Source organism: Bradyrhizobium guangxiense (assembly GCF_004114915.1).
GTDB lineage: Bacteria > Pseudomonadota > Alphaproteobacteria > Rhizobiales > Xanthobacteraceae > Bradyrhizobium > Bradyrhizobium guangxiense.
Window position 1 is genome coordinate 1874661 of the sequence record NZ_CP022219.1, and the last position, 13998, is coordinate 1888658.

12 protein-coding genes are annotated in these 13998 nt (G+C 63.2%); 8 read left to right on the forward strand and 4 right to left on the reverse strand.

Annotation, left to right across the window (positions count from 1 at the left end):
- Positions 1–4 precede the first annotated feature (4 nt).
- The gene (locus tag X268_RS08815; RefSeq protein WP_128924573.1) at positions 5–1156 is read right to left on the reverse strand and encodes an ABC transporter ATP-binding protein; all 1152 of its coding nucleotides are present in this window, start codon (positions 1154–1156) and stop codon (positions 5–7) included.
- A 152-nt stretch (positions 1157–1308) separates the two neighbouring features.
- On the opposite strand from X268_RS08815, the gene X268_RS08820 reads away from it, so the two are divergent.
- From X268_RS08820 to X268_RS08840, 5 genes are all read left to right on the forward strand, one after another.
- Entirely contained in the window at positions 1309–2208 is a 900-nt protein-coding gene (locus X268_RS08820) for a LysR family transcriptional regulator (protein ID WP_128924574.1), read from the forward strand.
- A gap of 221 nt (positions 2209–2429) precedes the next feature.
- Positions 2430–3257, forward strand: a complete 828-nt coding sequence (locus X268_RS08825) for an HD domain-containing protein (protein WP_128924575.1) — start codon at positions 2430–2432, stop codon at positions 3255–3257.
- Positions 3258–3368: 111 nt separating this feature from the next.
- A complete protein-coding gene (locus tag X268_RS08830) occupies positions 3369–4262 on the forward strand; it encodes an alpha/beta fold hydrolase (RefSeq protein WP_128924576.1) in 894 nt (297 codons plus the stop codon).
- Positions 4263–4379: 117 nt separating this feature from the next.
- Complete coding sequence (folE, locus tag X268_RS08835; RefSeq protein WP_128924577.1) at positions 4380–5006, forward strand: GTP cyclohydrolase I FolE; 627 nt, start codon at positions 4380–4382, stop codon at positions 5004–5006.
- Positions 5007–5142: 136 nt separating this feature from the next.
- Positions 5143–5718, forward strand: a complete 576-nt coding sequence (locus X268_RS08840; RefSeq protein ID WP_128924578.1) for an HdeD family acid-resistance protein — start codon at positions 5143–5145, stop codon at positions 5716–5718.
- A 109-nt stretch (positions 5719–5827) separates the two neighbouring features.
- Here X268_RS08840 and X268_RS08845 read toward each other — a convergent pair whose 3' ends face one another.
- The gene (locus X268_RS08845) at positions 5828–7345 is read right to left on the reverse strand and encodes a M81 family metallopeptidase (RefSeq protein ID WP_128924579.1); all 1518 of its coding nucleotides are present in this window, start codon (positions 7343–7345) and stop codon (positions 5828–5830) included.
- A 196-nt stretch (positions 7346–7541) separates the two neighbouring features.
- Between X268_RS08845 and X268_RS08850 the strand changes: the two genes are divergently transcribed.
- Both X268_RS08850 and X268_RS08855 read left to right on the forward strand, forming a co-directional pair.
- A complete protein-coding gene (locus X268_RS08850) occupies positions 7542–8753 on the forward strand; it encodes an ABC transporter substrate-binding protein (protein ID WP_164937618.1) in 1212 nt (403 codons plus the stop codon).
- A 66-nt stretch (positions 8754–8819) separates the two neighbouring features.
- A complete protein-coding gene (locus X268_RS08855) occupies positions 8820–10037 on the forward strand; it encodes an acyl-CoA dehydrogenase family protein (RefSeq protein ID WP_128924581.1) in 1218 nt (405 codons plus the stop codon).
- A gap of 58 nt (positions 10038–10095) precedes the next feature.
- Here the strand turns inward: X268_RS08855 and X268_RS08860 are convergent, their stop codons facing one another.
- Positions 10096–11109: an AraC family transcriptional regulator gene (locus X268_RS08860; RefSeq protein WP_128924582.1), complete on the reverse strand. Its 1014-nt coding sequence runs from the start codon at positions 11107–11109 to the stop codon at positions 10096–10098.
- Positions 11097–11402 carry a hypothetical protein gene (locus X268_RS08865; protein WP_128924583.1) on the reverse strand — a complete coding sequence of 102 codons (306 nt, stop codon included), beginning with the start codon at positions 11400–11402 and terminating at the stop codon, positions 11097–11099. Before X268_RS08865 ends, X268_RS08860 begins: the two co-directional genes overlap by 13 nt.
- A gap of 395 nt (positions 11403–11797) precedes the next feature.
- Between X268_RS08865 and X268_RS08870 the strand changes: the two genes are divergently transcribed.
- Positions 11798–13771 carry a cache domain-containing protein gene (locus X268_RS08870; protein ID WP_128924584.1) on the forward strand — a complete coding sequence of 658 codons (1974 nt, stop codon included), beginning with the start codon at positions 11798–11800 and terminating at the stop codon, positions 13769–13771.
- Positions 13772–13998: the final 227 nt, after the last annotated feature.

Below are 13998 nucleotides of genomic sequence, written 5' to 3' on the forward strand. Positions count from 1 at the left end.
GCCGTCAGACATGGGCGGGCTCACGGTTGCGCTCGGCCTGCTCGACGCTGAGCTCGATCCGCTTCCCGGCCGAATCGAAAACCCGCACGGCGTCGGGCGCGAAGCCGAACGTGACGGGACTGCCCATCGCAGGCAGCTGCCGGACATCGGCAAGCCGCGCGATCAGGCGCGCTCCGGCGCCTTCGATCGCAAGGTGCACGAAGGCCTCCGCGCCGAGATTTTCCAGATGGGCGACACGTCCGGAGAATGGCCCCGCGCCCAGCTCGATCCGCTCCGGGCGCACACCGACACGGCAGTCGCCGGCGCTCGCGCCACACGCAAGACTTAGAGCGGTGCCCAGCACGTCGATGCCGCCGTCCTTCCGGATCCGGCCAGGGAGGATGTTGATCTTGGGGCTGCCGATGAATTCGGCGACGCGGATGTCGCCGGGGTCGTTGTAGATCTCCGCGGGCGTGCCGGCCTGAATCAGCTCACCGGCCATCATCACGGCGATCCGGCTCGACATCGTCATCGCCTCGGCCTGGTCATGCGTGACATAGATGAACGTTGCCTTGAGGCGGCGATGCAGCTCGGCGAGCTCGGCGCGCATGTGCACACGCAGCTTCGCGTCGAGATTGGAGAGCGGTTCGTCGAACAGGAACGCCCGGGGCTCGCGCACCATGGCGCGTCCGACAGCGACGCGTTGTCGCTGTCCGCCGGACAATTGCCCGGGCTTGCGCCGCAGCAATGGCGCGATATCGAGCTGCTCGGCGATGGCTGTGATGTCGGCGCGGATGCCGCGTTCCTTGGCGCGCCGGCCCGGCAGCAGCGGGCCGAGCAGCGGGAGCCGCTCGATCGCCGAGAGACGCCGCATCCGCAACGGCACCGCGATGTTGTCGAAGGTACTCAAATGCGGATAGAGCGCGTAGGACTGAAAGACCATCGCGAGGTTGCGCGCGCTGGGCCGAATGTCGTCGACGGGGCCGCCGTCGATGCGCACCTGCCCGGAATTTTGCGGCTCCAGCCCGGCGATGATCCGCAGCAGGGTCGACTTGCCGCAGCCGGAAGGACCGACCAGCGAGATGAACTCGCCGTCCTCGATCCGGAAATCGATACCTTTCAGGACGTCGGCCCCGTCGAAGGATTTGCGGATTCCGGAAAGCTCGATTTGCGCCATTCGCGCTGGTCCCCTGCTGCCTGTTGCGGCGCACGAGGAGTTAAGGAGCGCATCTGACATTCACATTACGGTCAATGGCATTGCTTATGCTGACCCCAGGTTTTGCTTTTGTGGCGTTCTGAAGCCGGGATGCCGGTTTTGGAGTTCTTGTCGTGGCATTGACGTCGTCGCGTGTCCGGGCGGTCAACGCGGTGTTCGACACCGGCAGCTTTGCTGCCGCAGCCAGGAAACTGGGAGTGTCGCAGCCCGCTGTTGCGCAGCTGGTGCGCGATCTGGAGGCCGAGTTCGCCGTTGCGCTGTTCGACCGCCACGGACAGAACCTGATCCCGACGCCGCTGTGCCGGCGACTCTACGCAGCGACCAGCCGTATGCAGGCGCTCGAGGCGGATGCGCAGGCCATCCTCGAGCAGCGCGATGAGCTGACGGGGGGCGAGCTTCGCATCGGGCTCGGCAACGCCATGCCGGGGATGGCGTTGATCGCGGCCTTTCGCAACCTGTATCCGAAGATCCAGATCAATATCGAGATCGGGAGCTGGTCGGCGATCATGGCGGCGGTGGTCGATCAGCGCGTCGACATTGCCGTGCTGCCGGAGGTGCCGCAGGACAACCGCTTCCGTCGCGAGCCCTGCGTGCAGCAGCGCGTCGTCGCGATCTGCCATCCCGTTCACGACCTCAGTCGGGAATCGCGCGTCTCCGCCGTCAGCCTGATGCAATATCCGCTGGTGTTTCGAACCCGGGATTCGGCGACCCAGCGGGCCGTGGACAGGGCGTTTCGCGCCGTCAATCTGCGCGCTAGCCCGGCGATCGTCGTCAACACGCGCGAGGGAATGCTGGAGGCGGTCGCCAACCGGCTCGGTGTCGGCTTCGTCTGGGAGCACGGTTGGAGCCGTATCGATCGCATCGCCAAGGTGGCGATCGCAGAAATCGAGGCGGAATCGCCCGAATACATCTTCTCTCTGGCAGGCAAACGCGGCAAGCTGGTCGAGCTGTTCTATCTCGCCAGAAGCCTGTCGCGCTCGGCGGATGGCGCCGACATCCTGTCCGCCCCCTAAGGCGACAGGCCGGCCTGGGCCCTTCCGGCGCGATCGCCTTCAGGCTGTGGCTAAGCTGAACCACAACCGCGATGTTGCGCAGCGGGAATGTAGCATATTTACGAATTTTTGATACGGAATTTGGTCAGCCGGCCCAAGATGCGCTATGCTAGTGCTGCGTCGAGAACAACAGAGACGTCGGGAGATGGCATGGGACACCAGCGGCGGACGGGGCTGCATCCATGATAACCTTACCGAGACTGGCGGCTGAATCCCTCGAGGAATTCCTCGGCAAGTTCATGCGTCGCCGGTACGATGAGACTTCTGCCAGTATCGTCGAGAGCGCAACCCGCACCGCGATGGAATGCATCGGCAACAGCGATGCGCTCTATCACAATATCGAGCATACGATGCTGGTGACGCTGGCGGCCCAGGCAATCCTCCGCGGCCGAAGCCTTCATACCCATCTGTCGGCTGAGGACTACGTCCACGTGCTGATCGCCTGCCTCGCCCACGACATCGGCTATGTGCGCGGGCTGTTCGAGGAGGACGACGCCGACGGCTTCGTCATCGACGCCGCCGACACCAAGATCTCGTTGCCGCGGGGTGCGTCGGACGCGAGCCTGATGATGTATCACGTCGATCGCTCGAAGCTGTATGTGACGCGGCGGCTGCGGCATATTCCCGGGCTCGATCCCGAGCGCATCGCCCGCGCCATCGAAGGGACGCGCTTTCCGGCCCGCCAAGGACAGGAATACGACGACGAGGCCTCGATCCTGCGCGCGGCCGACTTCATCGGCCAGCTCGGCGACCCCAACTATCTGCGCAAGGCCAACGCCCTCTATTACGAGTTCGAAGAGGTCGGCATGAATCGCCAGCTCGGCTACGATTCGCCGGCCGATATCGTGAACCGCTATCCACAGTTCTACTGGAACAGCGTCGCACCGCACATCCAGACCGAGATCGGCTATCTCAACAAGACCGAGATCGGCCGGCAGTGGATTGCCAATCTCTACAGCAACGTGTTCCGCGCCGAGCGCGACATCTCACTGTCGGGCCCGCAGAAATAGGCCCCTTGTCGCCCGGATGAGCGCAGCGATATCCGGGATTCGCGGATGCCGACGTTCCCGGATTGCGCTACTCTTCATCCGGGCTACGAAATCCTCAATCCGTGAATCACCATGCAACAAAAAACCGTCACCACGGACATCCTCGACATCGCCTATCGCGAATATGGCGCGCCCGACGGCTGGCCCTGCATCATGGGCCACGGCTTTCCCTACGACGTGAACGCCTATGCCGAAACCGCGCCGATCCTTGCAGAGGCCGGCGCGCGCGTGCTGGTGCCGTGGTTGCGCGGCTATGGGCCGACGCGTTTTCGCAGCGCGTCGACCTTGCGGTCCGGCGAGCAGGCGGCGCTCGGCGCCGATCTCTTGGCTTTCATGGATGCGCTCGGCATCCGGCGCGCGGTTCTTGGCGGCTATGACTGGGGCGGGCGCGCGGCCTGTGTCGTTGCCGCGCTCCATCCGGAGCGCGTGATCGGTCTCGTCTCCGGCAACTCCTACAACATCCAGAACATCGCCCGATCCATGGAGCCGGCCTCGCCGCCGGAGGAGGCCGCGCTCTGGTATCAATATCTCTTCCACAACGAGCGCGGCCGCCGCGCGCTGGAGCGGAACCGGCGCGGCTTTGCCCGTCAGCTCTGGGCGATGTGGTCGCCGACATGGGCGTTCGACGATGCGACGTTCGAGAACAGCGCGGTGTCCTTCGACAATCCTGATTTCGTCGATGTCGTGATCCATTCCTACCGCCACCGCTATGCGCTGGTGGAAGGCGACCCCGCCTATGCCGCGATCGAAGAACAGCTCGCTGCGCAACCGCCGATCCGCGTGCCGACGATTGCGATCGACGGCGACAGCGACGGCGTCAATCCCGGCACCGCGCACCATGCGCGCAAGTTCGAGGCCTTCTTCGAGCGGCGCGTGTTCGCGGGCGCCGGTCATAATCTGCCGCAGGAGCGGCCCGCCGAATGGGCGCAGGCCGTGATCGACGTCCGGACAGCGGCTGCATCATAGGCCGTCCAAGCTCTGTTCTCCAAGATTTCCCTGATCTGCGGGAACCTTTTCCGATTGCAGCCGTCCAAGCTGTGGGCCCGCTTCCGTATGCGCGGGCTCGTTGCAGGGAGGGTCTTGATGAAGTCACCAGTGCGCAAGCTGGAACGTGTCGCGGTGGCGCAGGCGCCGGTGGAACGGCCAGACAGGGCGGAGGTCGAGCAGGCCATCCGGACCATGATCCGCTGGGCCGGCGATGATCCCGAGCGCGACGGTTTGCGCGAGACACCTGATCGCGTGGCACGCGCTTTCGAGGAATATTTTTCCGGATATGCGCAGGATCCGACCGAAATCCTGCAAAAGACCTTCGAGGAGATCGAAGGTTATGACGAGATGATCGTGCTGCGCGGCGTTCGCTTCGAGAGCCATTGCGAGCACCACATGGCGCCGATCGTCGGCCGCGCCTGGGTCGCCTATATTCCGCAGGGGCGCGTCGTCGGCATCTCAAAGCTTGCTCGCGTGGTGGACGTCTACGCGAAACGGCTCCAGATCCAGGAGAAGATGACCGCCCAGATCGCCAATACCATCAACGACGTACTCAAGCCCGAAGGCGTCGGGGTCATCATCAAGGCGACACATCACTGCATGACCACGCGCGGTGCGCACAAGCCCGGGACCGATCTCGTCACCAGCCGGATGCTGGGTGTGTTCCGCGACAATGCGCTGACGCGCCAGGAACTGCTGGGGCTCGCCAATTCGGACGATTGACGGGTTCGCTCGCCGCATTCGATCTTGATTTGCGTCAACGTCGCAGCAGGCAAGGGCTGCTCTGCTGGCTGTCGTCCCGGTCTGGTGCGTGCTATCGTGGCGCGTGCCCGCGGGCTTCGCATGCAGGAGTGGCCCCATGACAAGTGCTTCAGATGCGTCCCATCATCCCAGTCTCGGCTCGGGTATCTCTGCGCTGCACGGCAAATGGGGCTGGATCGTCGCGCTCGGCGTCGTGTACCTCATCGCCGGCTTCGTCGCGCTCGGCAGCATGGTCATGGCGACGGTGGCGAGCGTGATCGTGGTCGGAGCGATGATGATCGTCGCCGGCGTGACCGAGGTCATCGGCGCCTTCCAGATGAAGAGCTGGGGAAAATTCTTGATCTGGGCCCTGCTCGGCGTGCTCTACATCATCGCCGGCTTTCTCACCTTCGAGAACCCGCTCTTCGCCGCGGTTCTGCTGACTCTGTTCCTCGGCGCCTCGCTGCTGGCCTCCGGCGCAGTCAGGCTGTTTCTCGCCTTCAGCATGAAGCGCGAAAGCCCGTGGGTCTGGGTGGCGCTGTCGGCCGTCGTCACGCTGCTGCTCGGGCTGTTGATCCTGGCGCGCTGGCCGGTGAACAGCGTCTACATCCTCGGTCTGTTCCTCGGCATCGACCTGATCATGGCCGGTGCGGGCTGGCTCAGCCTCGGCCTCAGCCTGAAGCGGCGCGGCTGAAACCTCCAGTGAAGCGCGCGGTGCCGAAGCGCGATCAGATTTGGATGAATCGTGATCGCGCTTCAGGTTGATGTCGAAGCATGACCTTGCCGGATCATGCTTTGGCAGATCAATCCAGCGGCATCTCGTCGAGCGGCCAGATCGGGCGGCGAACCCTGCGATAAACGAGGGTCGTGTAGTCATTCGTGGCAAGGCCGCCGCTGTCGGCCAGGATCACCACCTTGGCCATCGGCCCGAAAGCGGCGCGGAAGTGGTGGGCGGACTTGACCGCGACGACCCGAAACTGCGCCGGCTCCGCGCCGAGAATCCGGAACATTTCCTGATCATAGGTTTGCAGCGTGTTGGTCGACAGGGCGATCGAGATGCCGTTCACCTCGAACAGGGCGGACGGGCCGAGCGTCATGGGCTGACCGGCATTCATCGGTCCCTCGCAGACGAAGGTGCCGTCCGACAGCGCGGCGACGCGTCCGGCCAGCGTGAGTGGCGGCCCGTAGCTGGCGGGATCGCGCTTGGCGCCGACAACGATTTCGAGGCTGGCCCCGAGACCCGCGGCATGGCAGCGGGCGGCGGCTTCGGGATCGCCGAGGACGCCGAGCAGCACGCCTTTGACGTTGGCCTTCAGCAGCGCCTCCAACAGGCGAACGCCGTCGCCATAGGCGCCTGAACCCGGGTTGTCGCTGTAATCGGAAATGACAAAGGGACGGGTATCGGCGACATCTTCTGCGGCCTCCGCGGCAAGCCTGGTCGCGGTCGGCAAATCATGCACCGCGACGGTGACCTCGGCGCGGCGACGGTAGATCTCGTCATAGAGCGCGGCCGCAGCCTGCCGCGCCGCCGTCTCCGCGGCGTTGTGCGAGGCATCGTAGGTCACCTGCACGCTGGGGCCGACCTCGGCAATGTCCGAGCGGCTGAAGCCCGCGCAGACGTCGACCGACAACAGGCCGGGTGTTCGCGCCTCCATGTCCGCCGCGCGCGCCAACAGATCGCTCATCACGCCGCCCTGGGTTCGTCCGTGATTGCATCCGTCGAGCAGCGGTCCCTGCAGGTGGACGACCTTCGGACGGATCTTGCCGTCCATCGCCGATTGCAGCAGATCGGCCGCGCGGAGTGCCGTCTCGTATTGGTCGATGTGCGGATAGGTCCGGTAGGGCAGCATGATGTTGGCCAGCCGGCCCATGCGTTCGGTGACGTTGGCATGCAGGTCGAGCGTCCCCGCGATCGGGATCGTCTCGCCGAGCCGCTTGCGCAATCCTTCCAGCAGCGCACCCTCGGCATCCTCGTCGGTCTCGGTCACCATTGCGCCGTGCAAGGCGAGGATGACGCCGTCGAGCGGTCCCGTCTCGCAGGCCTCGTAGACGAGGCGTTGCAGTTCGGCCCAGCAGTCCGCCGTCACCTTGCCGGACGGCGTGGCCGAGGCTGCAATCGGCTGCACCAGGGTCCAGCCGTAGCGTTGGGCCGCAGCCAGATGCCCGGCGATCTCCATCTTGGTGGCGCCGAGTGCGGGGGCGATCTCGGCTCCGAGGAGAAACAGCCGCTTGCGGTAGTCATCGAGCGTGGTCGGAACGATCGAGAACGTGTTGGTCTCGTGGGCGATCTGCGCGGAGAGCACACGTCGCGTCTGGCTCATGGGGGGCTCCTTGTTGTTCATGGAAGCCGCGCCCGGTCTCGCGTCCTCTCGAGGCATTTCGCTAGCATCAAGTCGGGCTGCACTACCAGCAGCTTGACGCAAGACCGTCATGCAGAACTTCGCTGATCTGACGCGCTGACAAAAAGCAGCGCGCCGCGCAGTGTCTCGCGCGGACGATGATCACCGGGGAGAAACCATGAAAGCTGCCTTGGTCCTGGCCGCGGCGCTGGCTGCCGCCTGCCTGCCGACTTCTGTCTCCGCGCAAAAATCCTATGGTCCCGGTGTCAGCGACACCGAGATCAAGATCGGCAACACCATGCCCTATAGCGGGCCGGCCTCGCCGCTCAGCATCACGGGCAGGGTGATTGCGGCCTATTTCGACGAGGTCAACGAGAAGGGCGGGGTCGGCGGCCGCAAGCTCAATCTGATCTCGCTCGACGACGCGTTCTCACCGCCCAAGACCATGGAGGCGGCGCGGCGTCTCGTCGAGGGCGACGGCGTTGCCTTCATCTTCGCCACCATGGGTACGGCGCCGAGCTCGGCGATCGCAAAGTACCTGAACAGCAACAAGGTGCCGCAGCTCTTCTTGATCAGCTCGGCGTCGAAGTGGAACGATCCCGCCAACATGCCGTGGTCGATGGCGCTGCCCTGGGCGCCGAACTACACCAGCGAGGCCGCCATCGACGTCGCCTATGCCCGCGCCAAGAACCCGAATGCGCGCTTTGCCGTGCTCTACCAGAACGACGATGCCGGCAAGGAATATCTGCGCGGCGTCAAGGAAGCGCTCGGCGCCGATGCCGACAAGGCGATCGCGATGGCCTCGAGCTTCGAGGTTGCGGATCCCACCGTCGATTCCCAGGTGCTGACGCTGGCGAGCACCAAGGCCGACGTCTTCATGATCTATTCGGTGACGCCGCGCGCCTGCGCGCAGGCGATCCGCAAGGCCCATGAGGTCGGCTGGCAGCCGACGCGCTTTCTCGCCTCAGGCTGCGCCAACAAGGCAACCGTGATGGTGCCGGCGGGACTCGATGCCGGCAAGGGCGTGCTCTCGCTCGGCTCGCTCAAGCCGTTCGTCGAGACGCCCAAGGACGATCCGGCGATGACGACCTATATCGACTTCATGAAGAAGCGCCTGCCCAATGCCGACGTCAACAACGTCGCCGGCCTCTACGGCTACACCGTCGCCGAGGCGCTGGTGGTGCTGCTGAAGCAGTGCAAGGACAATCTGACGCGCGAGAACATCATGGCGCAGGCCGCGAACCTGAAGAACGTGCCGCTGTCGCTCCTGATGCCCGGCATCACCCTCAACACCACGCCGCAGGATTTCCGCCCGATCAAGGACGGCTATATGCTGCAATTCGACGGCAACGACTGGGTGGTGGCGAGCGAGCTTTTGAAGGGGACGTGAGGGGGAAGCGGCGGCAGAGACGGCGCACCCTCTCCCCTTGTGGGGAGAAGGAGAGAGGAGACCACCATGGACTTCCAACACTCCGCCCGTTCGCTCGAACTCCAGGACCGCGTCCGGCAGTTCATGCGGACGCATGTCGAGCCGGTCGAGGATCTCTATTACGAGCAGGTGAAGCCGGAAGCCGCGCGCTACCGGACGCCGCCTGTGCTGCAGGAGCTGAAGCGGCTGGCGCGCGAGCAGGGGCTCTGGAACCTGTTCCTGTCCGGCGAGCACGGGCCGGGCCTTTCCAATCTCGAATATGCGCCCGTGAAGGAAATCATGGGCCGCATCCTCTGGGCGCCCGAAGTCTTCAACTGCTCCGCGCCCGATGTCGGCAACATGGAGGTGCTGGCAAACTACGGCACCAAGACGCAACAGGAGCGCTGGTTGAAGCCGCTGTTGGAGGGGCGCATCCGCTCCGGTTTCTCGATGACGGAGCCGCAGGTCGCCTCCAGCGACGCCACCAACATCCAGTGCGCCATCAAACGCGACGGTAACGACTACGTCATCAACGGGCGGAAGTGGTTCACCTCGGGCGCGATGAACGAGGATTGCGAGATCCTGATCGTGATGGGGAAGACCGCCCCCGACCATCCCGACCGCCATCGCCAGCAATCCATGATTCTGGTGCCGAGAAGTACGCCTGGCGTGCGCATCGTCCGCGACATGCTGACCTACGGCTATGACGATGCCCCGGTCGGCCATCCCGAGATTTCTTACGAGGACGTCCGCGTGCCCGCTGAGAACATCCTGCTCGGCGAAGGTCGGGGTTTCGAGATCGCGCAAGGCCGGCTCGGTCCCGGCCGCATCCATCATTGCATGCGGCTGATCGGCTGCGCCCAGCGTGCGCTGGAATTGATGTGCCAACGCGCGCTCTCGCGCGTCGCCTTCGGCAAGCCGCTGGCCGAGCAGGGCTCGGTGCGCGAGGAAATCGCGCATTCGTTCTGCGAGATCGCGCAGGCCCGGCTGCTGACGCTGCAGGCCGCCGACAAGATGGACCGCGAGGGCAACAAGGCCGCGCGCGACCTGATCGCGGCGGCCAAGATCGTGGTGCCCAGCATGGCCGCCCGCGTCATCGACCGCGCCATCCAGATCCACGGCGCCGCCGGCGTCTCGCAGGACACCTTCCTCGCGCGTGCTTACGTCTACGCCCGCTTCATCCGCATCGGCGACGGCCCGGACCAGGTGCATCTGGCAGCGCTGGGCAAGGAGCTGATCAGGCGGGGCGGGGTGATGGCAGGGTAGGGCTTGTGGCACGGCTTCAGCCGACCGAGCAAGAAAGGCAAAGAGCCGACGCGTCAGATCAGCGAAACGATCTGTATCTTCGAGCTTGCATGAGCGTCTCCGAGGGAAATTCACCGAACTCAACTTTGTAGAGTCGGGAGAAATCTCCCATGTGCCAGAAGCCGTGCGCGCCAGCGATCGCCTTCACGTTGGTTGACGGGTAGCCCCTCGCCAACTCACAACGAACCATCCAAAGCCGTCTTATGCGTATGTACTTGTGCAGCGAGATGCCATGTACGGTTACCATGGCAGTTTGTAGCGTTCGCACGGAGGTGCCAAGAGCAAGGGCTAGATCTTCACTGTACAGCGAGGCGCTGGGCGATTCTTGGATTAGCGCGTCGAGCTGGCTCACGTACTTGCGGTGGCGATCGTGCGATCTCGGGCGCTCTCGTATGACGTCCGGTTTGATCAGGATGCTGTCGAATGCGGCGTAGAGGGTTTCCTGCATGTCAGCCGCCTGTTTCGCAAAGTCTGCCGAAGCTAAGCAAGTTGACGCTCGGTGGGCGATATTCCAAAGCACGCGCTGAAGGTCACGGATCTGTTGAGCGCCGGCGCTGAATAAACCTATTCCTCGCTCGAAGTCCGGCCATCCTCTCGTCTGCATTGCCGTACTCATGCGCACGAGCGCGTAGCTGTTCGGATGCGGCTCACGCACACGACAGGACATAATTCCACGCAGAAGGACGACTCCATCACTCCCGACCAGTTGCCCGTTCAAGGTGTGACAGTGATCGGGAGACATGGGGATAACCAAACCGCAGGTCTCCGCGCCAAGATCGCCTTCGGATTCCCGAGCAAAAGATCGCTGCAGTACCACGCGACATTCGGGCAAAGCCAGGGCCGCGCGGCTGATGGAGGCTGATGCAGGATCCAGCGCCACGGTTTTTGAGGTGCCGAGAATGCCGACTGGGCGAAATTCTTCGATATTCTCGAAGTGATCGACGCGGAGAACCGATGATGCCCTTAATCCGCAAGTATAATCGGGGTTGCCGATTTGATCTTGAGGTTTGTCGAGAGTGCCTAGAGGAGCCATGGTCGCAGGGCGGTGACTTTATCGCGCGCCGTTTCAATCAACGAGTTCAGAGCAGCCGACTGCTCGATCAGCTCTGCCGTCGCCGGTACGTCCCTAAAGTCATTCAATACAATTCGGATGCACTTGTTCGCCACGTCGAGCGTGTTCAGAGTGCGCGACAGGTCGGCCCGACTGCAGAGATGAGAGGTATCTAGTTTACTCAAGGCTTCTTGAATCCCCTTGAGCCGTTCCAGAGCCGGATGACGGTCTTCCCAGCGTCGGTTTCGCCTGGGAAGAGATACCACGTTGGACATGCAGATCCCTCGCGGGGGGTGAGCTACTTCGCCGATCAAGTTTGCGAGGTATGATGCATATCATTCAATATATGGCGGTCAATTGCCGCGACTATCGGATTTCGGCCAAGTTGCAGTCCGTCCGGTAATTAGCTGCCTACGGTCGTGATGATACCGTCGCAATACTACTCGCTGGCGGCATAGATTGATCTAGGTAAGCCGGCTCGGATCTATTTCGTTGCCGCGTTGTCCCTTCGCGAGTCGTCGCAGACTCGTCGAGATAGAGGTCGATCTCATTTGCCGAAATTCGATATCTGCTTTAACGCGATCGATACCGCACTCCATTACAAGTTTGTCGAGCCGTCGGCGCGGCCGCCCGGTAGGACGGCATATCCCAGATGGACGGAGACGTGCGCATGAACCTGCGCTTCTCGATCAAGCTTCGCATCTACGCAATTATCGGACTGAGCTTCGGCGGATTGCTTGGCCTCGGGGGCGTCCAGGTGAGTAATCTCGCCACGGCCTTGCGAGAGCAGCGTCAGGGAGAACTGAGCCATCTGGTGGAAGCGGCGCTGAGCATCGTGAAGGCCGAATATGATGGTGTTGCGCGCAATAATACGTCAGATGACGCGGCCCGCCAACGTGCCGCCGAGCAGATCGGTCGTCTGCGTTATGGCAATGGCGATTACTTCTGGATCAACGATCTCACGCCGCGCATGGTCATGCATCCGATCAAGCCGGAGCTGAACGGCCAGGACCTGGGTGACAACAAGGACCCGACGGGTAAGCGACTGTTTGTCGATTTTGTCGACACAGTGAAGCGTCAGGGCTCGGGATTCGTCGAATACCATTGGCCGAAACCCGGCAAAGACGCTCCACAGCCAAAACTATCCTACGTCGCCGGCTTCGCGCCGTGGGGTTGGGTGATCGGTAGCGGGGTGTATATCGACGACTTGGAGGCGCAAGTCTGGACCAGCGCTCGGAACGTAATCATCGCGGCCTTATCCGTAATCGTACTGCTTGGCGCGATCACGCTGGTGATCGCACGGCGGATGTCATCGGCGCTGTCGTCCATGACCTCTGCGCTGCTCGCGCTTGGGGCTGGTCAGTTTGACATCGAATTGCCGGGCCTCGATCGTTCCGATGAGCTCGGTGAAATGGCGCGTTCCATTGCCCAGTTCAAGATCAGGGCCGCCGAGAAGGCCCGCGAAGAGGCGTTCGCCGAGGAGCAGCGGCGAGTGCATGCCGAGCAGGTCAAGGCGTCGGCGCTCAAGGAGATGGCCGAGACCGTCGAGCGAGAGACCAATACAGCGGTTGGCGAGGTCGCTGACGGCACCGCCCGGATGGCGGACAACGCCACCTCCATGAACGAAACTGCGCGGACACTTGGCCAGAATTCAAGCAGCGTCGCGGCCGCAGCAGAAGAGGCGCTTGCCAATGCGCAAACAGTGGCGAGAGCGTCGTCGCAGATGGCGGGGTCGATCAGCGAGATTGCCACGAAGGTCTCGTCCTCCCGTGAATTGACGCGTCAAGCGGTCGCCGCCTCCACGGATGCGCAGTCGACCATAGCAAAGCTGTCCGAGGCCGCGGCGAAGGTCGGCACCGTTACCAATCTGATCAGCGAAATTGCCGAGCAGACCAATCTGCTAGCGCTTAATGCCACGATCGAAGCGGCACGTGCCGGGACAGCCGGACGCGGCTTTGCTGTAGTCGCATCCGAGGTGAAGTCTCTAGCGGAGCAGACGGCGAAAGCGACCAGCGAGATTTCCCAACAAATCTCCGAGATCCAGGAATCGACGCACGCTTCGGTCCAGTCGATTTGTGCGATTGGGGAGGTCATTCGCAACGTGGAGGTGGTTTCCACCGCCATTGCTGATGCTATCGAGGAACAGAACGCAACGACGCTGGAGATCTCCCGCACCGTCGAGGAGACTTCGCTGGCTGCCCGCGAAGTAGCGGCCCAGATCGCCTCGGTCTCACGCGAGGCTGCGGAAACCGGCCGCCGCGCTTCGGAAATCCTCGATGGTTCGGTGAATATCGCGAGGAAGGTCGACGTCCTTCGTACGACACTCGTGCGCGTTATTCGGACTTCGACAACGGACGTCGACCGCCGACTGGCGACGCGGATGGAGATCCGACGGCCAGGTACGCTTCTGGTTGCGGGTACTCCGTTCAACGTCACAGTTCGCGACATCTCGGCCGGCGGCGCGCGAGTCGACGACATGCCCGCGAGTTGGCCCATCGAAACCCAGGTGCAGCTGAGGATAGAGGGCACCTCGGCGGCTCTAACCGGCACCATCGCCCGGATCGAGGGGCAATCCGCATTGGTAAGGTTCACACTGGTCGGAGCAGAGCGAAGCGTCCTGGATGAATTGGTTCGTGCCGCCTAGCTCGCGTCACATGAATCGCGACGCGATGATCGACATTGCTTCTCTGGGCAGTATCGTGCTGCCTGCTAAGCGAGTCAGTTCAATCCGGTCGGACACCTGCTCAGCTAGCACTGAAGGCAGGCCGTCGAGACGAACTCATCTGCCGGTGCGCGCTCCTTGCTGAATTTTGACAGGACACTCAAGCAGCCGTTAGTCTAATCCGGCATCTGTTGCCAATTTTTCGAGGC

Excerpts from the sequence above, each read along its gene's own strand:
- X268_RS08815 (WP_128924573.1), bottom strand. The coding sequence starts at position 1,156 with ATGGCGCAAATCGAGCTTTCCGGAATCCGCAAATCCTTCGACGGGGCC.
- X268_RS08825 (WP_128924575.1), top strand. The coding sequence starts at position 2,430 with ATGATAACCTTACCGAGACTGGCGGCTGAATCCCTCGAGGAATTCCTC.
- X268_RS08830 (WP_128924576.1), top strand. The coding sequence starts at position 3,369 with ATGCAACAAAAAACCGTCACCACGGACATCCTCGACATCGCCTATCGC.
- folE (WP_128924577.1), top strand. The coding sequence starts at position 4,380 with ATGAAGTCACCAGTGCGCAAGCTGGAACGTGTCGCGGTGGCGCAGGCG.
- X268_RS08840 (WP_128924578.1), top strand. The coding sequence starts at position 5,143 with ATGACAAGTGCTTCAGATGCGTCCCATCATCCCAGTCTCGGCTCGGGT.
- X268_RS08845 (WP_128924579.1), bottom strand. The coding sequence starts at position 7,345 with ATGAGCCAGACGCGACGTGTGCTCTCCGCGCAGATCGCCCACGAGACC.
- X268_RS08850 (WP_164937618.1), top strand. The coding sequence starts at position 7,542 with ATGAAAGCTGCCTTGGTCCTGGCCGCGGCGCTGGCTGCCGCCTGCCTG.
- X268_RS08855 (WP_128924581.1), top strand. The coding sequence starts at position 8,820 with ATGGACTTCCAACACTCCGCCCGTTCGCTCGAACTCCAGGACCGCGTC.
- X268_RS08860 (WP_128924582.1), bottom strand. The coding sequence starts at position 11,109 with ATGGCTCCTCTAGGCACTCTCGACAAACCTCAAGATCAAATCGGCAAC.
- X268_RS08865 (WP_128924583.1), bottom strand. The coding sequence starts at position 11,402 with ATGTCCAACGTGGTATCTCTTCCCAGGCGAAACCGACGCTGGGAAGAC.
- X268_RS08870 (WP_128924584.1), top strand. The coding sequence starts at position 11,798 with ATGAACCTGCGCTTCTCGATCAAGCTTCGCATCTACGCAATTATCGGA.